This window comes from Myxococcus sp. MH1 (assembly GCF_059738865.1).
In genome coordinates this window covers 10,040,453-10,062,094 of sequence record NZ_AP026947.1, presented here as the reverse complement: position 1 = coordinate 10,062,094, position 21,642 = coordinate 10,040,453, and the positions used below count along the sequence as shown (strand labels likewise).

Annotated in this window: 17 protein-coding genes and 1 CRISPR repeat array (1 of these 18 running past the window's edge); of the genes, 9 read left to right on the top strand and 8 right to left on the bottom strand. The window is 71.4% G+C overall.

Translation table 11 applies throughout. The features are described 5' to 3' along the window. A CRISPR array of direct repeats spans positions 1 to 768; the repeat unit is 37 nt; unit sequence GTCGCTCCTCGTGACCGCGAGGAGCGTGGGTTGAAAC (it extends 6,018 nt beyond the left edge of the window). Positions 769 to 876: 108 nt separating this feature from the next. The 3 genes from sitI6 (AC6JA9_RS39850) to sitI6 (AC6JA9_RS39840) all read left to right on the top strand — a co-directional run bounded on the left by sitI6 (AC6JA9_RS39850) (position 877) and on the right by sitI6 (AC6JA9_RS39840) (position 3,024). Further along, positions 877 to 1,599: a SitI6 family double-CXXCG motif immunity protein gene (gene sitI6, locus AC6JA9_RS39850; protein ID WP_497958701.1), complete on the top strand. Its 723-nt coding sequence runs from the start codon at positions 877 to 879 to the stop codon at positions 1,597 to 1,599. Positions 1,600 to 1,701: 102 nt separating this feature from the next. After that, the gene (locus tag AC6JA9_RS39845) at positions 1,702 to 2,283 is read left to right on the top strand and encodes an imm11 family protein (protein ID WP_497958700.1); all 582 of its coding nucleotides are present in this window, start codon (positions 1,702 to 1,704) and stop codon (positions 2,281 to 2,283) included. A 21-nt stretch (positions 2,284 to 2,304) separates the two neighbouring features. Further along, positions 2,305 to 3,024, top strand: a complete 720-nt coding sequence (sitI6, locus tag AC6JA9_RS39840) for a SitI6 family double-CXXCG motif immunity protein (RefSeq protein ID WP_497958699.1) — start codon at positions 2,305 to 2,307, stop codon at positions 3,022 to 3,024. Here the strand turns inward: sitI6 (AC6JA9_RS39840) and AC6JA9_RS39835 are convergent. The 6 genes from AC6JA9_RS39835 to AC6JA9_RS39810 all read right to left on the bottom strand — a co-directional run bounded on the left by AC6JA9_RS39835 (position 3,016) and on the right by AC6JA9_RS39810 (position 9,897). After that, positions 3,016 to 3,708: a YqiA/YcfP family alpha/beta fold hydrolase gene (locus tag AC6JA9_RS39835; protein WP_497958698.1), complete on the bottom strand. Its 693-nt coding sequence runs from the start codon at positions 3,706 to 3,708 to the stop codon at positions 3,016 to 3,018. The two genes, sitI6 (AC6JA9_RS39840) and AC6JA9_RS39835, sit on opposite strands and share 9 nt — an antisense overlap. Positions 3,709 to 3,758: 50 nt before the next feature. Next, a complete protein-coding gene (locus tag AC6JA9_RS39830; RefSeq protein WP_223751138.1) occupies positions 3,759 to 4,109 on the bottom strand; it encodes a BP74-related protein in 351 nt (116 codons plus the stop codon). 133 nt (positions 4,110 to 4,242) lie between these two features. Then, complete coding sequence (locus AC6JA9_RS39825; protein ID WP_497958697.1) at positions 4,243 to 5,523, bottom strand: reverse transcriptase family protein; 1,281 nt, start codon at positions 5,521 to 5,523, stop codon at positions 4,243 to 4,245. Positions 5,524 to 5,688: 165 nt separating this feature from the next. After that, a complete protein-coding gene (locus tag AC6JA9_RS39820) occupies positions 5,689 to 7,311 on the bottom strand; it encodes a hypothetical protein (RefSeq protein WP_497958696.1) in 1,623 nt (540 codons plus the stop codon). Then, entirely contained in the window at positions 7,308 to 9,251 is a 1,944-nt protein-coding gene (locus tag AC6JA9_RS39815) for a gliding motility protein (protein ID WP_497958695.1), read from the bottom strand. The genes AC6JA9_RS39820 and AC6JA9_RS39815 overlap by 4 nt, the downstream gene beginning before the upstream one ends. 52 nt (positions 9,252 to 9,303) lie before the next feature. Next, positions 9,304 to 9,897, bottom strand: a complete 594-nt coding sequence (locus AC6JA9_RS39810) for a hypothetical protein (RefSeq protein WP_141323493.1) — start codon at positions 9,895 to 9,897, stop codon at positions 9,304 to 9,306. A 223-nt stretch (positions 9,898 to 10,120) separates the two neighbouring features. On the opposite strand from AC6JA9_RS39810, the gene AC6JA9_RS39805 reads away from it, so the two are divergent. The 4 genes from AC6JA9_RS39805 (at position 10,121) to AC6JA9_RS39790 (ending at position 17,484) form a co-directional block, all read left to right on the top strand. Further along, positions 10,121 to 11,305 (top strand): AAA family ATPase, encoded by a 1,185-nt coding sequence (locus AC6JA9_RS39805; RefSeq protein ID WP_223783920.1) that lies wholly within the window; start codon positions 10,121 to 10,123, stop codon positions 11,303 to 11,305. A 661-nt stretch (positions 11,306 to 11,966) separates the two neighbouring features. Continuing rightward, positions 11,967 to 12,422, top strand: coding sequence for a bpX5 domain-containing protein (locus AC6JA9_RS39800; protein ID WP_223751940.1), 456 nt, complete (start codon positions 11,967 to 11,969; stop codon positions 12,420 to 12,422). Further along, positions 12,419 to 14,341 carry a hypothetical protein gene (locus AC6JA9_RS39795; RefSeq protein WP_473568104.1) on the top strand — a complete coding sequence of 641 codons (1,923 nt, stop codon included), beginning with the start codon at positions 12,419 to 12,421 and terminating at the stop codon, positions 14,339 to 14,341. Before AC6JA9_RS39800 ends, AC6JA9_RS39795 begins: the two co-directional genes overlap by 4 nt. Continuing rightward, positions 14,341 to 17,484 (top strand): bpX6 domain-containing protein, encoded by a 3,144-nt coding sequence (locus tag AC6JA9_RS39790; RefSeq protein WP_497958694.1) that lies wholly within the window; start codon positions 14,341 to 14,343, stop codon positions 17,482 to 17,484. The genes AC6JA9_RS39795 and AC6JA9_RS39790 overlap by 1 nt, the downstream gene beginning before the upstream one ends. A 12-nt stretch (positions 17,485 to 17,496) precedes the next feature. Here the strand turns inward: AC6JA9_RS39790 and AC6JA9_RS39785 are convergent, their stop codons facing one another. Further along, entirely contained in the window at positions 17,497 to 18,186 is a 690-nt protein-coding gene (locus AC6JA9_RS39785; RefSeq protein ID WP_223751937.1) for a response regulator, read from the bottom strand. A 216-nt stretch (positions 18,187 to 18,402) separates the two neighbouring features. Between AC6JA9_RS39785 and AC6JA9_RS39780 the strand changes: the two genes are divergently transcribed. Then, positions 18,403 to 18,654 carry a hypothetical protein gene (locus AC6JA9_RS39780; protein WP_143097427.1) on the top strand — a complete coding sequence of 84 codons (252 nt, stop codon included), beginning with the start codon at positions 18,403 to 18,405 and terminating at the stop codon, positions 18,652 to 18,654. A 166-nt stretch (positions 18,655 to 18,820) separates the two neighbouring features. Beyond that, complete coding sequence (locus AC6JA9_RS39775) at positions 18,821 to 21,217, top strand: sensor histidine kinase (protein ID WP_497960826.1); 2,397 nt, start codon at positions 18,821 to 18,823, stop codon at positions 21,215 to 21,217. 19 nt (positions 21,218 to 21,236) lie between these two features. On the opposite strand, the gene AC6JA9_RS39770 is transcribed toward AC6JA9_RS39775, so the two are convergent. Next, a complete protein-coding gene (locus AC6JA9_RS39770) occupies positions 21,237 to 21,608 on the bottom strand; it encodes a response regulator (protein WP_223751935.1) in 372 nt (123 codons plus the stop codon). Positions 21,609 to 21,642: the final 34 nt, after the last annotated feature.

Genomic DNA, 21,642 nt, shown 5'->3' with positions numbered 1-21,642 from the left:
CAGCGTCCACAGGTCGCTCCTCGTGACCGCGAGGAGCGTGGGTTGAAGCATCATGACGCCCTCCCCCGTCCGGAGGGCCCGCGTCGCTCCTCGTGACCGCGAGGAGCGTGGGTTGAAACCGAGCGCCACCCGTGCGGCCGGCGCCAGCGCGCGGGTCGCTCCTCGTGACCGCGAGGAGCATGGGTTGAAACAGCGACATGGGTGTCTCCAGATGCCCGCCCCGTGCTGTCGCTCCTCGTGACCGCGAGGAGCGTGGGTTGAAACGTTCGCATGTTGCAGGCGTGCTGGGTGAAGACGGAAGAGTCGCTCCTCGTGATCGCGAGGAGCGTGGGTTGAAACGCTCTCATCGGCTGCGGCCACACGCCCACCACCAAAGTCGCTCCTCGTGACCGCGAGGAGCGTGGGTTGAAACCGGTAGGCGTTCGCGCGGTCCATACGCGTCTGCGCGTCGCTCCTCGTGACCGCGAGGAGCGTGGGTTGAAACGCGGCCTCGGAGGTGCTGCGGTTGCTGGAGGCAGTCTCTCCTCGTGACCGCGAGGAGCGTGGGTTGAAACAACGGCATCAAGACGCGCGTCGGGACGGCGGTGGTCGCTCCTCGTGACCGCGAGGAGCGTGGGTTGAAACGCAGCTCGTGCGGCATGTCGATGGTTCCGCGTTTCGTCTCTCCTCGTGACCGCGAGGAGCGTGGGTTGAAACGTGCACCAGATGTCCTGTGTCTTGCTGCCGTTGACGTCGCTCCTCGTGACCGCGAGGAGCGTGGATTGAAACCAGCACGCTGGTTAGAATGCCCTGCAGATGGGGTCGCTCTCCGTCACGGCAGAGAGCCTGAGGCGCATGCCTCAACCAGATGATCTAAGGTCCAATGCCGGAGAGCGGATGGCGCGATTCTTCTGGGTGGACGAGGACACTGCGGCCGTGCGTCGGCATGGCGGTGAGGTTCATGGCGGGCGTCAGTGGAAGCTCCCCGGGTTGCTTCGGTGTCCGACCTGTGATGCCACATGGAGTGGCTCCGGACATTTCTTCCCTGGCGTGGACCTGTCCCTGCTGCCAGAGCGCCGTGAACTCGAGAGGGCGAGGCCTGAGCCTCTTCCCGCGCTCGACCGCTTGCGTGCGCTGGTTCGCCCCTTCATCCCTTCAGGTGCCGCACTGCCTCCCGGAACAGGCTTCGGACCGCTGGAGGGAACGGGATTCGGAAAGCTCCCGGCGTTTGCCTGGGTCGTCGAGGTGCTGCTGGTCCACCAGCAGGCACTGGAGATGCTCCATGCGGAAGGTCTCAGAGGTCTTCAGGGCTTCCCTGCCGAGCTGAGGTTCAGACAGAAACATCCACCAGCTCTGGTCGAGCTGCATGCTCCGCCACTGGGACGATTGCACACGGATTGCTTTCCTCCGAGTCATCCGCCTCCCTGCCCGACCTGTGGTCGGCTGGGACTGCGGCGACCTGATGAGCCCATCCTGGAGGCGGCTTTTCTTCCCACGAACATCGACCTGTTCCGCGTGGGCAACTTCGCCACGATGGTCATTGGCACCTCGCGCTTCAAGGAGGTAGTCGAACAACTCGGGCTCGATGGCCTCACCTTCCGCGAACTCCCCCTTCGCTGAGGCTCGTTCGGGAGACCGCGTGGGGTTGTGCGAGGATGTCAGCCGACTTCTCGACTCCAGGTCGTGGGCTTCGGCGCTCGATTGTTCCAGTGAGGGTGGTGGATGTCCGGTGAGAACTTCTACGACCTGGGGATTGCGGATCTCCCTCAGTGGGTCTTGGAACTGCCTGTGCTGGCTGCTGGTGGGGAACTGGAAGACCCCTGGATGTTCGGAGACGGAAGACACCTGCCGGATCCGGGACCGCTGAAGTGCAGGCTGTTTCGTGATGGACCGCAGCGGTCCTTCTCCGTGGCGAACTCGGGACGCACTCCTATCTCGGATGAGCGAGTCGCGAGGGTCTTTCTCACGCTGGCCCCAGACGACGTCCAGGCCTTCCTCCTCGAGGTCGAGGGCGCGAAGACGGCGCTCTACATCATCAATGCAACCCGGTGCTTCAATTGCGTCGATGAGGAGAACTCCTTGGAAGTGCAGCGCTACCCTCCAGAGGGTGTCGCGCCCGAAAGGGTGGGGACGTACCGCGCTATTCACGGGCTGCGCATCGACCCGTCCAAGACAGCGGGAGCCCGTGTCTTTCGGATACAGGGGTACTCCTCCGCGCTCATCGTCTCCGAGGAGATCAAGAACGCACTGGAGGAAGTCGGGAATCTTGGCGTGACATTCGAGCGTGTCACAGGACCGCGCTGAAGCTGGATGAAGGGAGGTCACATGGGGCGGTTCTTCTGCATCGGTGAAGACACGGAGACCGTGGCCGGATACGGCGGGAGCTTCAATGCCGAGCATCGGTGGTTCCTGCCCGGAGTGAAGGACTGTCCCGGCTGTCGCGCGAGCTGGAGTGACCTCGGTTGCTCCTACCCCAGTGTCGACCTGTCCTCCTTCGCGGAACAGCGCTTGTTCGAGAACAGACCCGAATCCTTCCAGGAACTCGCGCGACTGCGTGAGCTCGTCCGCCCGCTGCTCCCTCCCGGTTCCCCACTTCCCCCGGGGGCGGAGCTCGGCCCCCTCACCGGCAAGGCGCTCGGGAAGTTCCCCTCATTCTCCTGGTTCATCGCTTCGCTCGTCGTGAACCTCGGGGACCTGGAATCACTCCAGGAACAGGGACTGACAGGACTCGTCGGTCACCCCACCGCGCTGACGGCTCGGCAGAAGCCCGTGACGGACCTGGTGGAACTCGAGGTCCTCTCTCGCGGCTCCCTGCATCCCGCTTGCTTCCCTCGGAACACACTCGCGCCTTGCTCGACCTGCGGTCGGCTCGCGCTCCGTCGTCCCGACAAGCCCATCCTCGACGCGGCCTCACTGCCCACCGACCTGGACCTGTTCCGCCTGACGAACTTCTCCGCGCTGCTCATCGTCACCGAGCGCTTCAAGGACGCCGTCGAAGCGCTGGGACTCGATGGCCTCACCTTCCTGGAAGTGACCTCACGCTGAACCGCCCCAGGGCCGCAGGAACGCCTCCGTCTGCTCGAGGATGAAGGGCAGGGACGCGGTCAGCTCGTGGCCGTCGTCCACCTCCACCAGCTTCACGTTGCGACGGCCCTGGGCCCACTGGCGCGAGTTGGCGATGTCACACGTGTCGTCCGCTCGCCCGTGGATGAGCAGCGTGGGCACCCTCACGTCGGGCCAGTTCCCCAGGCGCTCGTCCAACGCCAGCGCGTCCTCGACGAAACCCCAGTGGACTTTCGACGTGCGCTTCTCCACGAAGTCCTCCGTCGGAATCCAGCCCGACGTCCGCCAGTGCTCCCAGAGCGCCTCGCCCATCCGCTTTCGCAGCTGCGTCACGATGTGGAACGCCGGCGCCATCAACACCAGGCCACACACCCGCGCGTCCTCCGCCGCGACTCTCGCCGCCGTCAGCCCTCCCAGGCTCGAACCCAACAACACCACCCGGTCCTGCTTGCCACCCAGCGCCGCTCTCACCGTGTCCGTGATGGCGCTCAGCTTCAGCTCCTCGAACGAGGGCACCCGCAGGTTCAACCGCTCGATGTGGAGACCCCTGGCCTCGAAGTGGCGGCTCAACGCCAGACCCTTCGTCGAGTTCGGGCCGGACGCGAAGCCATGCAGATACATGAAGCGAGGAGCCAGGGGCGCGGGCGCTGGAGGAAGGTCGCTCATGTCCTCCACTGTAACGTCGCCCCGGGCCCCCGGCTCAGGTGATTCCCCGGTCACTTCACCTCGCGCGCGAGCCGCGAGTCCCACGGGCACCAATGGCCACCCGGCAGGAACGCGCCCCCCGCCTCGTCCAGGTGGTCCTCCACGTACGTCATGTTCGCGTCGCAGACCTCGATGGCCACCTCGAAGAAATTGATGGTCGACGGGTCCAGGTGGAACGAGAACCTCGGGTTGTACGGCTGGGTCCGCTTCATGATGCGCCCATGCACGTGGATTCGGTTCTTCTCCTCGCCGGAGAGAATCCTCCGGGCGTGGGCAATCGTGTTCTCGTCCGTCAGCTCGATGACGAACTCGACACCGGGGGAGCTCGGCTGCGTGAAGGCGAAGCGGGCGGCGTTGGCCATGGGGCGACTCCTGTGAGGGTGAGGAGCGCCGATGTAGAGGCCCTTCAACTCCCTCACCACGCGCCCGCAGGGCAGGTGTGGAGAACCGGTGCATTCCTCGCGCTCCCCCGCAGCCTTTTCGACAGCGGGCCACTCACCCTCGCGGCTTGCGTCGCCTCGCGAGACGAGCCGCGTGCTCCGGATTCAACATCTTCACGTACGCCAGCATCCCGTCGATGCGCGCGCGCTGCTTCGCGTCCCCGCCGTCCTCCTGGTGGATCATCGCCCGCAGCTTGCGCCGCTCCTCGCGAGACAGCCCGAGCCCCGCGTTCACCGTCACGCCCGTGACGCGCTGTCGTCCACCCCGACGCTGCACCCGCGTCTTCGCGGCGTTCACCTCGAAGCCCTCGTCCCTCACGTACCTCGCGGCGAGCGCTCGCACCTTCTCCATCGCCCCCACGTCATCCCCGGAGAACGTCAGGTCATCCGCGTAGCGCGTGTACGTCGCCCCATACCTCCGCGCCAGCCCCGCGAGCCGCCGGTCCAAGCGCATCACCACCGCGTTGCACAGCCCGGGGCTCGTCGGCGCGCCCTGCACGCACGAGCGCGGCCCCACCGGCACGTGGAACACCGTCCCCTCCACCTCCACCGGCTGCCGCTCCGCCTCCGTCATCAACACCGCCAGCGTCGCCGCCACCGGATAGCCATACCCCAACGCGAGCAGCAGCCCGCGCACCCGCCCCACCGTGACCGACGGGAAGAAGTCCTTCACGTCCAGCTTCAACACCACCCGACGCCCCACGTGCGGCGCCGCGCCCGTCTTGATGGAGCGCCCCGACACGAAGCCGTGCGCGTGCTCGCTGCAAGGCAGCTTCGCCACCAGCAACGTCAGGAGCCGACGCTGCACCGCCTTGAGCTTGCGCTTGGGCGCATGCAGCAGCCGCGTGCCCCCCGAGCGCTTCGGCACCGAGAACGTCACGTAGTGCGCCACCCGCTCCCGGACCCGGTGTGTCGCGTAGTGCCGGAGCTGGCCCACGGTGAGCTCCAGCGCCGCCGCCACGTCCTCCTCCGTCCGCCACACCGGCAGCCCGTAGCGCGTCAGCTGTGCCTCGTCCGTCAGCAGGTCGCGCACGTCGCGGTTGCGCGTGCGGAACGTCGTGGAGAAGAAGCGCCGCGCCTCACCCCGGGTCATCAGGGGCTTGCGGCCCGGGGTGTAGACGCGCCTGCCCTTGGGCAGGAGTCGCGCGTCCCGGATGATTTCGCGCCGGTGTCCGGGCTTCAGCGGGCCCGAGGTGGCCACCGTCTCCCGCACCACGTCCGCCGCGCGTCCGCTCGCGTCGCGCGTGGAGGCGTCGAGCCGCGAGACATCCCGCGTCACCGGCTTCGGGGTGAAGAGCCCCTTGAACCAACCCAGCGTCGAGTCGAACCAGCTCATGGTGCTCCGGGAGGGGCCAGGGGACGACCTGCGAGGCGCTGGACCCGGGGCTCCCTGCGTTCCGTACGCAGGGACCCTGGAGAAGAAGTGGGGACAAAACACCGCCGCGGCGAAACACCGCGGCACCGACGGCTCATCTGTGAGCCCCAGCCCTTCCCGTGAGCGTCACCGGTTATCGTCATCGCCGCCGTCCTCGTCAAGCGTCTCGCCCTCGCCGTCCTGGTCGCTCCGGGCCTCGGGCCTCTCCGCCTGTCGGAGCGCCTCCAGCGCGGCCTCCGAGGGCGCCGCCGAGCTCGCCCGCTCCTTGCGCCGTGCCTTCGCCACCCGCAGCAGCGCGAGCAGGTGCGCGCACGGCCCGTGGTTCATCAGGTTCTCGCGGAAGAACTCGCACCTGCACGTGCCGAACAGCAGCCGGTCCTCGTCGTTCAGCACCAGCTCCACGGCGGTCTGCGGACCCACGCTCCCGTGCACCACCCAGTCGCGATGCACGACCTCGCGCAGCACGTGGCCCTCGGGCGTCGGCAGCTTGCGCACCTTGCGCGTCTCGCGCACGTCCTCGCTGGTCACGACCACCTGGCCCACCGCCGTCAACCGCTCCGCCTCCTCGCGCCTCGGGTCCGGCGGATACATCCGTCCCAGGTCCACCGGCGTCGCGAACAGCTCACGGTGACGCCAGCGCCGCGCCTCGACGTCGAACATCACCCGTCCCGCCGCGCACTGCGCCGCCAGCGCTGTCGCCACTCGCGCCTTGTCCGCGCCCAGGGCCTGAACGACCTCGTCCGTGGACGCGTGGAAGCGCTCGCGCAAGAGCCCGAGCACGCGTGCCGCCAGCGCCTCGTCCCGCTCGGGCTCCAGGAGCAGGTCCATCCCCGCCGTGCCCGTCCACCGGTTCGCCGTCCACCCGGACAGCCCCAGCACGAAGCGCACGCGCGGCCCCAGGTGCACGCTGTAGAAGTGCGGCAGCGCGCGGCCCTTCAGGTACACGTCCACCGAGTCCGCGTACGGCAGCAGCGGCTCGAGCAAGCGCAGCCGACGCCGTCCCCACGTGCGCACCGTGCGCGGCTCCGTGTGGCCATGCACCGCGCCTCGCAGCGGCACCACCTGCTCCCAGGGCTCCAGCACCAGCCTCGCGTCCTGGTCCGGCGTGAACTCGTACCGCAGCGCTCTCGGTGACACCCGCGCCTTGGTGAACGTGAGGAAGCGCACCGCGGCGAGCAGGTCCACCGGACGCACCGTCAGCTTCGTGCCCGGCATCGCCATGCCGCCCTGGAGCTGGAGGAAGCCTCGCACCCAGTCGTCCGGCACCTCCACCTTCTGCTCGAAGCGTCCGCCCGCGCGCTCCGTGCGCACCTCGAAGCCCTCGGCGCCCACGCGCAGGTGCGTGTCCCGGCTGGTGCGCAGCTCCCCCAGCGCGGACCACAGCCACGCGGTGAAGTCCACGTTCGTCGTGCCGCAGGCCACCTCGCCCTCGGGCTCGAAGCACTCGCGGTCCACGATGACCATCCCGTACGCGCTCTGGTCCTGGCTGAACGCCTCGAAGAAGACCCGGTCCGGGTGCACGGTGATGATGGGGTCCAGCACTCCCCACCACGTCGAGGTCCACTCGTCCGAGTGCCAGATGAGCTGCCCCAGCGCCTGCAGCGCCAGTCGCAAGGGCAGCACGTCCTTCGCCACCCTCGCGTGGAAGCGCACCGGCCGGTGCTGGTCCACTGACAGGCCCAACAGTGAGCGCTCGCGCGTGGACTCGAAGACGGAGGGCGTCGCATACGACAGGCCAAAGGTCGTCACGGCGAGGTCTCCTTCGTGGGCGCTGAGAAGACGCGGGGTGTCTCGGCGGGGCCGCGCAGCTCGGGCCAGCGCCGGAGCACCTTCGCCAGCAGCTCCACCAGCTCCTCCTTGGGATAGCGCTGGTCGGGCAGCGCGAAGGCGTCGCGCATCCGGGCGCGCAGCCTTCGCGCCGTGTCCACGTCATGCAGCGCCGCGTTGGTCAGCGCGCCGAAGGCCATCAGCCGCGTGCGACGGTGCAGGGGCCGCAGGAGCGCGGCCTGGAGCACGTCCGTGTTGCTCGCGGCGAGCTCACGCGCGCGCGGGGCGTCGCGACCGAGCAGCCGGAACGCGAGCGCCTGCACGTGAATCTGCGGCGACTCCAGCAGGTCCCTCACCGCGCGCGGGTCCGCGAGGTAGAGGTCATCCGAGCGCATGAGCAACAGCCGCGCGAGCCGGTTCTGCGACAGGAGCGTCTTGTCCGCCCAGATGGCGTACGCCGGTATCGCCCCGAGCACGTTGGCGGCGCGGCGCGCGAAGACGCCGTCCTCCTTCGGCAGCTCCTCGTAGTGCGTGGCGAGCGCGTCCAGGACCCGAACCCACTCGCGCTGACGCTTGTTGCCCGCGTGCGTGGGCTGGGCCTGCGTCGCCGCGCGGCTGGCGAGGAAGTCCAGCAGCTCCTCGTCCCGGCGCTCCAGCGCGCGCCCCACCAGCTCCGGGTACGACGAGCGCCAGCCGGAGGACACGTGCATGCGGAACGGTCCGCGGAGCAGCTCCGGGAAGCGCGCGTACAGCATGACCGCCGTGGGGTCCGTCAGCGGCAGCACGCGGGTGACGCCGAGGCCGGGCCGGTTCCACTCGCCGCCCGTGCCCGCGACCTGGAGCAGCCGCCCGCGCGTCACCGTGGGGTCCGCCTTCGCGTCGTGCACCAGCTTGAGCACCTCCTGGTCGAAGGTCTCCGCCGTCGCCGACGTGCGCAGCGCCGCGCCCCACACGTCCTCCCAGCCGCGCACCCGGCACAGCTCCAGCAGGTCCGGCAGGCCCTTGGCGTTCTTGGCTCTGGCGCGAAGGCCGGCCCAACGCGGGAAGACCGTGGACAGGTGCGCGAGCAGGTAGGGCACCACGTCGCGCCCGCGCTTCTCCGCCAGCTCCACGAAGACCTCCGCCGCTCCCGTCGGCGCGACGTCCGGGTGGTGCTCCTCCAGCGCGCGCACCAGCGCCTGGGAGTCCTTCACCGACTGCGTGAGCGCGAACACGTCCGCGCGCCACGCGTCCTCGGTGACGAGCCGGCGATAGAGGGCCCAGGCGAGCTCGGTGTCGCCGCGCGCGAGCAGCCGCTCCCGCAGCGTGGTCCACATCGCGTGCTGCTTCTCCTGGGGAACCCCGGGACCCCACGCGAAGGGCAGGCGTTGACGGATGAAGGGCCGCGCCAGCTCCGCGTCCACGTCATCCAGCGCGAGCGCCGTCGCCTCGTCGAGGCGCCCCGTCTCCACGTCCAGCTTGGTCAGCACCAGCTGCCGGGCCGCCCGCGTCCTGGCATCACGGAAGCGCTGGGTGAGGTCCTCGCGCCAGCGGGCCTCGGCCTTCTTCAGGCCCAGGCCCTGCTGCCGCCACTCGTACAGCCGACGGAAGACCTCCACGTCGTCGTGGCGGTCCGCGTCCGCGAGCCACGTCTCCAGCGCGGCGGCGTTCTCGCCCTGCCAGGGGTCCACCCACTTCCCGGTCGCGGTGAGGTTGCCCACCCTCAGCCACGACAGGATGAGCGGACGGAACAGCACGCGGTCCCGCACGTGCAGCGACGGGCCCCACAGCCAGGAGAACTCCCGGAACCAGGGCCGCTGCGCGAGCGCCTCCAGCTGTGCGCGCAGCTCCGCGTTGGACTGTCTGCGCGCGAAGGTGCTCCGGATGGCGGCGTCCATCTCCCGCGCCTCGCGTCGTCTGCGCTGCTCCCAGCTCTCGCTCACACGTGGAGGTCTACACCGTCCGGCCGAGGGTGCGCACGATGGAAGGTGAGGCTCAGAAGCGGACCACCGGACCGACAATCACGGACTGGAGGAGCTTGGCGCACTCGTTCACCGACTCGCGCGTGAGCTTCACGTCGCAGAACTGGAACGCGGTGGCGGCGGAGATGCCCCAGCGCGAGCTGAACCAGCCATCCACGCCCACGCGGAAGGCCATGCTCGTGGTGTCCACGTTCTTGCGCAGGAAGGTGCCGAACTCGTCCGGCGCGAAGGTGCTGCCCCAGCTCTTCGACAGCCTGGCGCCCACCCACGGGTTGATGGGCTTGTCCCGGAAGAAGCGCAGCCGCGCCTCGATTCCCACCGCCTTGTAATCCAGTTGCGTCCGCTCCAGGCGGTCCTGCCGGGCCGCGTCCCGCAGCTCGTTGCCCCACGTCTCGGAGACCTCCGCGAGCAGGCCGATGGACAGCCCCGGCGGCGACTCCACGCCCAGGTAGCCGTGCAGCGCGGGGCCCTTCGCGCGCAGGTCGCTCAGGTGGTCCAGGGTGATGCCCGCTCCCAGCGACGCGTAGCCATGCCAGCCATCCGCCACCGCTTGCGTGCCCACACCGAGCACGCCCACCAGCGCCACCCACTTCGACATCTTTTTCATGGAACGCAGTCTATGTCCGACCTGACGCCGGGGCATGAAGAGGTGTGTCGTGTCATGAAGGCCGGTGGCGTCCCGTCACGAAGGCGCCCCCGGTCGGCCTGGGTGGGCGACCTGGCCATTCCTCTCGCGCTGGAATCCCGGCACCGCGAGGCAGGCGTGTGTCGACTGGAGGGTGTCCGGGGACTCTTCGCGCCGGCCAAGTCCGGCGGTTAGGCTTTCGTGCATGTCCGTCACCTTCGAAGCCGCGGCCAGCGCCGTCCGCGATGCCCTCTCCGACGCGGGTCGGGGGCTGGTCGAGCGCGAGGCCATGGTGGAGCTCATCGCGCTGTCCGCCGTCGCCGGTGAGCACCTGCTCGTCATCGGGCCGCCCGGCACCGCCAAGAGCGAGGCCGTCCGTCGCACCGCTCGCGCGCTGGGCGGCTCCTACTTCGAGTACCTGCTGGGCCGCTTCACCGAGCCGTCGGAGCTGTTCGGTCCGGTGGACCTGCGCAAGCTGCGCGAGGGGCTGGTGGAGACGCAGACCACGGGCATGCTGCCGGAGGCGGACGTCGCGTTCCTCGACGAGGTCTTCCTCGGCTCCACCGCCATCCTGAACACGCTGTTGGGGTTGCTCAACGAGCGGACGTTCCGGCGGGGGCACACGCGGATGAAGTGCCCGCTGCGCGTCTGCGTGGGCGCGGCGAACGCGCTGCCGGAGGACGAGTCGCTCGCGGCGTTCGCGGACCGGTTCCTGGCGCGCATCTTCGTCGAGCCGGTGCCGGACCCGCGACTGGAGGACCTGCTCACCGGCGGCGCGATGCCGTGGGACGCGGAGGGCGGGCGGTGGGTGTCGTTGGAGACGCTCGATGTGCTCTCGCGAGCGGCGCGGGAGGCGGACCTCGCGGCCGTCCGGCCGCAGCTGGCGCATGCGCTGCGCTCGCTGCGCGCGGCGGGGCTGGGGTTGTCGGACCGGCGCGCGGTGAAGGCGCAGCGGCTGGTGGCGGCCGCTGGGGTGCTCGCGGGGCGATTGGTGCCCACGGCCTCGGATTTGTGGCCGCTGGTGTACGTGGTGCCGACGAAGGAGGGACAGGCGCTCGCGCGCGATGTGCTGCGAGAGGTGCTGGCCTCGTCGGAGAACCCGGCGCTCGCGGCGGCGGCGCTGGAGGCGAGTGCTGGTCCCCGGGCGCGCGCGCAGCGGCTCGCGCAGGCGGGACAGGCGCTGCTCGCGGAGCGGCCCGCGTCGGACTCGGCGGAGGCGCTCGCGGTCTGGCGGCTGAAGCTGGAGGGCGTGGCGCGGGAGATGGACGCGAGCTTCGCTCCGGAGTCGCTGAGCGATGACCTGAAGGTGCTGCGCGCGGGGCTCACCGAGGCGCTCGCCGTGAATGGGGCGGCGACTTCCGAGACGGTGGCCCGGGTGCAAGGGGTCTGAGGCGCACCGAGGGGTCTTCTGGCCCCGGTGCTCGGACCCTGGCGAGGACAGGCTGTGGGGAGGCGTGTGTGTCGAAGCATGGACAGGCGCGGCGTGACGCGGGTGCTCGCCGGGAGCGGACGATGAGCGGGTGTGCGGCGGAGCGCGGACAGGCGCCGTGGGGCGCACGATGCCGCGCTGATGCGGCAGGCTTTCGGCTCGGAGTGCCCGGTGCGAGGCGTGTGGTGGAACACCGGCAGGCGCGGTGGGAGACAGGGCACTTCGTGGGTGCGACAGTCTGCTCGTCGGATGGCGCGCGGTGGTGCACGGACATGCGTGGTGAGTCGTGGGGCGCTTCGCGGGTGCGGCACGCTTGCGCTTGGCGTTGCTCGTCGGGCGGCGCGCGGTGGTGCACGGACATGCGTGGTGAGTCGTGGGGCGCTTCGCGGGTGCGGCACGCTTGCGCTTGGCGTTGCTCGTCGGGCGGCGCGCGGTGGTGCACGGATATGCTTGGTGCGTCGTGGGGCGCTTCGCGGGTGCGGCAGGCTCAAGCTCGGCCTTGCTCGTCGGGCGGCGCGCGGTGGAACACGGACATGCGTGGTGAGTCGTGGGGCGCTTCGCGGGTGCGGCACGCTTGCGCTCGGCGTTGCTCGTCGGACGGCGCGCAGGGTGGAGCACGGGCATGAGCAGTGAGACACAGGGTGCCCTGCCGGTGCGGTGGGGCCCGCGCGCGCAGCCGCTGGAGCCGCTGGCCGTGGTGGGCGTGGGGGACGTGGCCCGTGCGCTCGCCCGGCGCGTGCTCCTGGCGGATGACGCTCGGCTGTCCACGTGGAGTGGTGTCGCGGGACGGGGTGTGCTCGTGCTGCTGGGCGCCTCCGAGTCCCTGCCGTGGGTGGATGGCGTCACGTACCTGGGGCGAGACGTCTCCGCGCCGTCGCTGCTGCTGCCGTGCGCGCTGGCTCCCGAGGTGCTGGTGTCCGTGCTGGAGCGGGCGCTGCTCTCGCGCGTGGAGGTCGGTGGCACGCCGTGGGCCGTGTTGCCCTCGGGGCCGTGGTTGCTGTCCGTCGCGTCGGCCCGGCCGGTGCACCGCGCCACGCTCGCCGCGTGGCTCGCGGACGAGGAGGGCGGGGCTTCATGAGCGCGCTGCCTCCCTCCCTGAGTCCCTGGGCCGAGTCCCTGTCGCTGTTCCCCGAGCCCCTGTCGCTCCACGTGGGCGCGTATGTCGCGCGACTGGCGGCGGCCGTGGGTGGGATGCGCTCGCGCTCCAACATGGAGGGCGGTGAGCCCGAGGGATATGACGGGCTGTCCCGGCGCGGCTCGTTCGACCGACTGCTCGTCAGTGAGTGGCTCTGGGCGCTGGAGGCTCCCGAGGAGCTGGTGCGTCGCGCCGCCTTCGGAGAGCTGTCGTACCTGAAGCCCTCGTTCCGACAGCCGCAGGGCGCGCGTCGCACGGTGGTGCTGCTGGACGCGGGGCCGGACCAGCTCGGCAACCCGCGCATCGCGCACCTGGCGCTGCTCATCGTCATGGCCCGCCGCGCCGAGGCCGCGGGGGCGGCGTTCACGTGGGGCGTGCTCCAGGCGCCTCCTCCGAAGCAGCGCCCGTACTCCGAGGTGACGTCGTCGCTGGTGTTGTCCTGGCTCGGCGCGAGGGACCTCGCGCCGCCAACGGAGGAGCAGCTCGCCGCGTGGCGTGAGGCGCTCGCGCTGGAGGCCACTCCGGAAGATGCGTGGCTCGTGGGCGATGCCCGGCTGGCGCGGCTTCCGAGCGCACGCGGGTTGTCTCGCGTGGAGGTGGGCGAGGTGATGGAGCCTGGCGAGCGCAAGCTCCAGGTGGACGTGCGCCCCGCGTCGCGTGAGGCGCGCTCGGTGGTGTTGGAGTTGCCGCCCGCGGACGACTGCGTCCGGCTCCTGAGAGACCCGTTCCAGGCGCGCGTCGCGAAGCCCGTGGTGCGCCTGTCCGAGGACCGGCCCACGTCGTTCCACTTCTCCGCGGAGGGCCGCCGGCTGGTGACGTTCCACGCGGATGGCAGTGTGTCCGCGATGGCCATCCCCGCCTCGCCGACGGCCACCCTCCCCAAGCCCCGGCGCATCAAGGTGAAGCCGAACCAGACGGTGCTGGCCGCGGGCTGGCGTCCGAATGGCGGGCTGCTCACGTTGATGGAGCGCGAGGACCGCTACGTGCTCCACGGCACGCTCTCCCAGCCGCGCATCCACCGGGGCGTGGGGTCGGCCGAAATCATCGGCGGCTGGTCGTCCGGCTATGCGCCCACGTTCCCCTCCGCGACCCCGGGACCGGGGCGCCTGTTCTCCTGGAGGGACCGGGGCCGTCACGAGATGGTGCTGCTGCTGACGCGCACCGGCGGGCTCTTCCTCGTGTATCGCGTCGAGGCCGAGCAGCGCATCGAGATGGTGGCGCTCGACTACCCGGTGACGGCGATGGTGGAGGTGGGCAACAAGCTCGTCTACATCCGTGGCGGCGCGAAGGTGCCCGTCAGCTCGCGGCTGGAGCGACTGAGGCGTGAGCCCTGGCAGACGGGGGACGCCGGCAAGCCGGTGTTCGTGCTCGCGCCGCAGGAGGATGCGCCCGCGCCTCCGCCCCGGACGTCGCTGCACGTCATGGGCACCTGGGACGCCGAGGACGTGGTGCTGAACGTGAAGCAGGGCGAGGCCTGTTTCGGTTGGGCGAGTGATGTCCCGGTGGTCCAGGGCATGGGGCTGCTCGCGGCGCGACACGCATCGAATGTGTGGCGCATGTTCCTCGCGGACCACCAGGTGGACATCACCGTGCCGGAAGGGGCGCGGGTCGTGGGCGTGGGCGGCTGTCACGTCGCGGAGCACCAGGTGGGACTGTTCGTCCTGGCCGCGGACCAGCGCACGCTCCTGTGGCTGACGGAGAAGCGCGAGACCGTGTTGAGGAAGGCGTCGGATGTGGTGACACACGCCGAGGTCAGCCACTCCGCGCCGCTGCTCGCGTGGCTGACGCGAAGTGGAGAGCTGGTGGTGATGGACCTGACGATGGGGCGGGTGCTCTACCGCGCGACGACGGGAGGGATGTGATGCGTCCTTCTCCCTCGCCACGTCAGCACCTGCATCGGGGCACGGTGAGCGCCGTGGCGTTCTGGTTCGACCCGGTGCTGCTCTCGGAGGACGAGGCGCGTCGGCGGGTGATGTCGCTGTGGGCGCCGGGGGCCTCCGTGCTGTGGGTCGCCAACGGGTACCTGCTGCGGCTGCCTGTCGCGCGTCGCTGTGACGCGGGGACGAGTCCGGGCCTCGCGCTCACGCTGGAGCGAGGGGTGCTCGTCTCGGCGCCGCTGTCGTCCGCGGAGTGGGAGCGGGTGGAGGCGCGGCCGGGTTCGCTCGTGCTCGTGCGAGGAGGCCGGGCCTGTGTGCATCCGGTGACGGGCGCGCTGCCGGTGGATGTGGCCTCGTGGCTGGACGTGTCGGCGTGGACGGCGGTGCCCACGCGGGGACTGGGTGCGCCACCGGCCCCCGTGGTGTCCGTGGTGGAGCCGAAGGCGCCGCTCACCCGGGCCTTCTTCGGCTCCGCGGTCCCCGAGCTGTCGACGGAGGCGAAGGAGGTGCTGGCGCGCATGCAGGGGCGCGTGGCGGAGGCGCCCGCCACGGTGAAGCCCGTGGGGTGGAGGGAGCGACTGCGCGCGGCGTTCGGACGGGGTGGTGCGATGGCGCGTGGTGGCTTGCTGTCGCGGTTGCGCGCGGCCCTCGGACCGGGGGATGAGGCGCGGCCTGGTGGGTTGTCGCGGCGCGGGAGCGATGGTTCAGGAACGCGTCCTGGGGTGTTGTCGCGACTGCGCGCGGCCTTCGGGCGAGGAGAGGGCGCTCGTCCAGGTTCGAGGTCGAGCTCGTCCGCCGCCAGGCGTGAAGGTTCGGCGGGGTGGTGGAGTCGGCTTCGCGCCGCGTTCGGCGGAGGTGCTGACGGCGCGCAGGCACGTGAGCCGGCGGCGCTGACCCGGGCCTCTGGTGGGAGCACTGGAAGCTGGCTCGGTCGGTTCGCGGCATGGCTCGGGAGCGGTGGCACCACGAGCGACGGCGCGCTCACCTCGGGAAAGCCGTCCTGGTTGGGTCGATGGTTGTCGTCCCTGTTCTCCACCGTGGAGGACGCGCAACCTTCGGGCGCTCGCGCCCAGGCTCCGGGGCCGCGTCCCGCTCCTCCGAGCCCGGGTGTGTTCTCGCGCCTGTCCCAATGGCTCATCCACCAGTCTCCGCTGAGCCAACTGCTCCTGCGTCGCAAGGCGGAGTACCTGCGCCGCCTCTTCGAGATGTTCGAGGACGGGGACCTGAGAGAAGCCCTGCGCCACGCCGTGCCGCTGGGCGGAGGCGCCCCCGATGCGAACACCCGCGAGGCGCTCGGACTGCCGGGGCCTCGCGAGAAGCTCACGCTGCAGCTGGGGCCTCGGGGGCCCGCCACCACCTTCGCGGGCGGCGAGGACCTCTACGAGGCGCTGCGCCAACGCTACCGCGCGGCCTTCCAACGCTTCGAGCGCGAGGGCCGCATCGACGAGGCCGTGTTCGTGCTCTCCGAGCTGCTCGGCGCGCACCTGGAGGCCGTCGCCTTCCTGGAGAAGCACGGCCGTTTCCAGCTCGCGGCGGAGCTCGCCGAGGGCCGCGCCCTGGGCCCCGGGCTCGTCGTGCGCCAGTGGTTCCTCGCGAAGGACCCCCAACGCGCGGTGGCCATCGCCCGGCGCAGTGGCTGTTTCGCGGACGCGGTGCTCCGGCTGGAGCGCACGCACCCCGAGGAGGCCCGCGCGCTCAGGCTCCTCTGGGCCCAGGACCACGCCGACGCGGGCAACTGGTCGCAGGCCGTGCAGGTCATCTGGCCCGTGGTGGAGAAGCGGGAGCTGGCGCGCGGGTGGCTGGAGCGCGGCGTCGAAGTGGGGGGCCCCACCGGTTCGCGGCTGCTGGCCCGCTGGGCCTGCGCGTTCCCGGATGGCCTGTCCTCCACGCGCGCTCGCGTGTCGGCCCTGCTGGATGACGAGACGCCCCAGGGCGGCCTGGAGCGGCTCGCCTTCGCCGAGGCCCTGTCACAGGAGTCCGTCTCCGCCATGCGCGCGACGCTGCTCCAGCCCACGGTGCGCGCCCTGCTGAAGGACCGCGCCGCGGGCCGCGCGCACGTCACCGTCGACCTCCTCGAGCGACTGCTCAAGGAGCTGCTCGACGGCGCCCTGCGCGCGGACCTGCCCACGCTGCCCGCGCAGCGCCTCCCGGCCTGGGGCTCGGACCCGAAGCAGCCTCCCGTCGTCGCGTCCGCCTCGCTCGCCGACGCGGGGACCCACTTCGTCCACGACGCCGTGGCCCTGGCTGGCGGCCGCGTGCTGCTCGCGCTGGGGGAGGCGGGCGCGGTGCTGCTCAACGCCGAGGGCCGCAGGCTCGCGCACCTGGATGTCCCCGCCTTCTCGCTGGTGGCCTCGCTTCACGCGGACCGCGTGCTGGCCCTGGCGCCCCGGGGCGAGCTGTACCGCGTGTCCCGCGTCGACGTGATGGCGCGCACGGCCACGCACTGGTGCGACCTCGCCATGGAGAGCTGGGCGCCCACCTACGACGGCGGGAGCTGGTTCGTCGTGTCCGGCCACACGGTGATGATGCTGGACGCCCGGGCCCCCGACGCGCGGGCCCTGTGGCGCGTGGCGGAGGTGCCCGGCACCGTGCGCTCCCTGGCCGCGGACGACGCGTGGCTGAGCTTCGCCACCAGCCACCTGGAGCGCTGGACGTACGAGCTGCGCAACGGCCCCACGCTGCGCGCGCGTGGGCCGCTGGTGTCGGGACCGGCGGAGGAGGTGCTGGGGCTGCGCTCCTGCGCCCTCACCCCGGACGGCGAGGCCCGCGCGGCCGTGCTCATGGTCGACGAAGGGCCGCTGTTCCGCCGCGTCGACTGGCTGTGGCTGCCGCCCAACATCCCCCGACAAGCCACGCCGTGGGTCTCCGAGGCCGGGCTCGGTGAGCCCGTGCACCAGGTCCTCACCTCGACGTGGCGCGCGGAGGTGGTGCGCTGCGTGGAGGGCTGGGACGCGCGACTGCTCGACGCCCGGGGTGTCCTGCGCGCCCGGCTCACCCTCACCTTCGAGGGAGACACGCCGCCGCGCGTGCGGCTGGGAGGCTCGACGCTGCTCGTGTACGACGTGCACGGCCGCGTGCTGTGCCTGGACCTGGAGCACGGCGCCGTGCGCCACGTCGTCGCCGCGTGACGACAGGGACGCTCAGGAGCGGGTGAGCAGGTCCGGCGGCACATCGACGGAGGTGGCGCGCAGCACGCGGGCCTCGTCGTCCACGTCCAGCACCACGCGCACGCCCTCGACGGAGACGAGCAGCGCGGGAGGTGTGCCCGGCAGCGCCATCAGCCACGTGGACGCCATGGGCAGCTCGGAGCCCACCAGCTCCGCGGCGCGCAAGAGGTGCATGCGGACCGAGTGTCCCACCGGCGCGGGCAACAGGCGCAGCGGCAGGGACACGTCCTCGCGCAGCTCCAGCGAGTACGCGCCGGCCGGCTCGCGCGAGGGGAGCGCCGCCGCGAAGCGCAGGCGCGAGCGCACCGCGCCCATCATCGACTCGGGCGTGGGAGGCTTGTGCAGGTAGCCCACCACGCCGCCCAGCGGCACCTCCTGGCCGTGCAGCGCCTCGGAGAACATCAGCACGTTCAGGTGCCGCAACCGCGCATCCATGCGCAGCTGCCCGTACAGCTCCCAGCCATCCATGCGGGGCAGCATCAGGTCCAACAGGATGAGGTCGGGGTGCCCGGCGCGCGGGTGGGTGCGCAGCCAGTCCAGGGCCTCCACCCCGTCCGAGGCGTGGGTCACGGCGACGCCCTCCGCGTGGGCGGCGTCGGCCAGCCGCTTCCGCCAGGAAGGGTCATCCTCGACGAGGAGGAGATGGCGTACGGAGTGAGACATGAGGGACGGGGGGGAGGAGACCCGTTCTCATTAGCGCGCGCCACCTTTTCGCGCTCGCGGCCGCCGAAGCCCGTCGTTGGCTGGAGGACAGCCTGGCACCTGACGCGCGGCGGCTCGCGGGGAATCCAGATTCGCGGAAGTTGGAAACGAACGAGTGCCTTGGACCCCAGGCACGTCTTGTTCCAGGGGGCCGAGGTGGTCAACCTGACATGGACCATGGCACTGCGACTCCAGCTCATGCCCGAGGCCTTGTGTACGCTCTGCGAGTGTTCCGCGCCGGTCCGGCAGCAGCTCCAGGGGGAGCTGGCCGCGCTGGCCGCGGGGCTCCCGCTGGAAGGTCCCCTGTCTCCGGGACAGGCGGGCCTGGTGGTCCTGGGTTCGGGCTTCCGGGTCCATTACCTGCTGGAGCAGGAGCACCGCCTGCTGCGGCTGACGGAGGTCACCGCGCCCACCTCCCCGTGGGGGTGAGAGACAGGGCGTGAAGTGTGGGCTGGATGGCGCAAGCCATCTCGGCGGTTGTCCGGGCTCTGTGAGTGACCTAGACCCGGGGCACCCCCTGTGCCCGGAACCCCACCCCGACACGCCCTTGCCCATCCCCCTGGCTGACTTCCTGCTGAAGAACCGCGACGCCATCATGTCGGCCTGGGAGGTGGAGGTGCGCTCCATCCCCGCCGCCCAGGCGCTGGCGGGCCCCGCGCTGCGCAACGGCCTGCCCCGGTTGCTGGAGACCATCGCGTTGATGATGCGCGAGCCCCGCCCGGAGCTGGCCTCGGGGCTGGGCGCCATCAGCGACCACCACGCCCTGGAGCGGCTGGGCGAGGGCTTCGACCTGCGTCAGGTGGTGGTGGAGTACCGGCTGTTGCGCTCGTGTGTGCTGCGCCTGTGGTCCTCGCGCGGGAGCGCCACGCCGCGGCCGGAGGAGGAGCGCATCTTCCACGAGGCCATGGACGAGGCGGTGGCCGCGTCCGTCAGCCGCTACACCCGCGCGCGCGAGCGCACGCTCCAGGCGCTGGACCGCATCAGCGCGGCGGCGCTGGGCAGCCCCGACGTGGCGGGCTTCCTGCCCCGGCTGCTCCAGGTGCTGCGCGAGACGGTGGTCGCGGTGGACGTGGCCGTGGTGCTGCTGCGCGAGGGCGATGACCTGCTGCGCGTGGAGAGCGCCGTGGGTGAGGGCGTGGACGTGGGGGGCCGCGTCCCGGTGGGCCAGGGCTTCGCCGGCACCATCGCCGCCACCCGCAAGCCCCTGCTGGTGCACGACGCGAGCCGTGACGTGCGCGCCCGCTCGGACGTGGTGCGCACCTCCGACGTGCGCGCGCTGTACGGCGTGCCGCTGGTGCTCGACGACGCGCTCATCGGCGTGGCGCTGATGGGCAGCCGCGCCACCAGCGAGCTGTCCGAGGAGGACTTGTTGTTGTTCCGCGCGATGGCGAACCGGGCCACCGCGCTGCTCGCGCAGGCGCAGGCGCACGCCCGCGAGCGCGAGGCCCACGAGGAGGCGGAGGTGTCGCTGGGGCGGCTTCGCGAGAGCGAGGCGGGCCTCAAGCGCTGGGAGGAGGTCTTCTTCCGCCTGGGCGTGGGCGTGGTGGTGGTGGCCGGCGAGCACGACGTGCTGCTGGACGTGAACCCCGCCTTCGCGCGCATGCACGGGGCCACGCCCGAGGAGCTGGTGGGCAAGCCGTTGGAGACGGTCATCGCCCCGGAGGCGCGCGGCATGCTCCCGCGTCACGCGGCGGCGGCGCGCTCCAAGCCCTCGCACGAGTACGAGTCCCTGCACCTGCGCAAGGACGGCAGCCGCTTCCCCGCCTTCACCCACGTGACGGCCTTCCGCGACGAGACGGGCAAGGTGTCCCAGCGCGTGGCCACGGTGATGGACATCACCCAGCGGCGCGCGGTGGAGACGGACCGGCAGCGGCTCTTGTCCACCATCGAGTCGGAGCGCGCGCGGCTGGCGGCGGTGCTCGAGCAGCTCCCCGCGGGCGTGGTCATCGCGGACGCGGCCAGCGGCCGGCTGGCGCTCGCCAACCGGCAGGTCTCCACGCTCACCGGCCGCCCGTTCCAGCCCATGTCCAGCGTGGACGCCTTCGCGGGGGACTACGGCGCCTGCCACCTGGACGGGCGCCCGTACGCGCCGGAGCAGTGGCCCCTGTCGCGCAGCCTGCGCACGGGCGAGGTGGTGCAGGGCGAGGAGGGGATGCTGCGGCACGAGGATGGCCGCTCGATGACGGTGCTCGTCTCCAGCGCGCCCATCCGCGACAGGGACGGGGACATCATCGCGGGCGTGGCCACGCTGACGGACGTCACCGAGCGCCGGCGCGCCCAGGAGGCCGCGCTGCAGGCGGCGCGCTTCGGCGAGCGGCTCATCGCCATCGTCAGCCACGACCTGCGCAACCCCCTCAACGCCATCCACCTGTCCACCACGCAGCTCTTGCACAGCGAGGCCCTGCCCGAGCGCGAGCGCCGGCTCGTCACGCGCATCGCCCGCTCCAGCGCGCGGATGACGCGGATGATTTCGGAGCTCCTGGACTTCACGCGCGGCCGGCTGGGTGGCGGCATCCCCGTGCATCGCACCGCGGGGGATTTGCGCGCCGTGGTGCGCCAGGGCGTGGAGGAGCTGGAGGCCGCGTGGCCGGAGCGCACCCTGCGCGTGGCGGGCGGCAGCGGGCGCTACGAGGGGCAGTGGGACGCGGACCGGCTGCTGCAGGTGGTGAGCAACCTGGGCGGCAACGCGCTCCAGTACAGCGCGGCGGATGTGCCCGTCACCCTCACGCTGACGGACCAGGGCGACACGGTGGTGCTGGAGGTGCACAACCCGGGCGAGCCCATCTCCCCGGACGCGCTGCCCCACCTGTTCGACCCGTTCCGCCGCGCGGGCCACAGCCACCAGGGAGGCGGCAACAGCGGGGGCCTGGGCCTGGGGCTCTACATCGTCGAGCAGGTGGTGAAGGGCCACGGGGGCCACATCGAGGTGACGTCCACGCAAGAGACTGGCACGGTGTTCCGGGTGACGCTGCCGCGCGCGCCGCCGGCCTGAGGCAGGGCGGGGGCCTCCTTCAGCCCTGCGTGCTCACCACGCGGGCCAGCGTGGCGCGCAGCTCGGAGAGGTCCACCGGCTTGGGCACGGTGCCCTGGATGCCCTCGGGCAGGGCCTGGTGGTTGCCCGCGCCGGAGACGACGACGACGGGCAGCTGCTTGAGCCGGTCATCCTCGCGCACGTGGCGCATCAGCTCCCAGCCGCTCATCACCGGCATCATCAGGTCCAGCAGCACCGCGTCCGGACAGGGCAGCCGGGACAGGCGCTCCAGCGCGGACTGGCCGTTGCCGGCCGTCTCCACGGCGAAGCCCTCCAGGGTCAGGAACTCCTCCAGGAGCTCCCGACTGTCGACGTGGTCTTCCACCAGGAGGACGAGGCTGGGCGTGCACATGGAGACTCAGCCTCGTACCGGCGTCCGACATCCG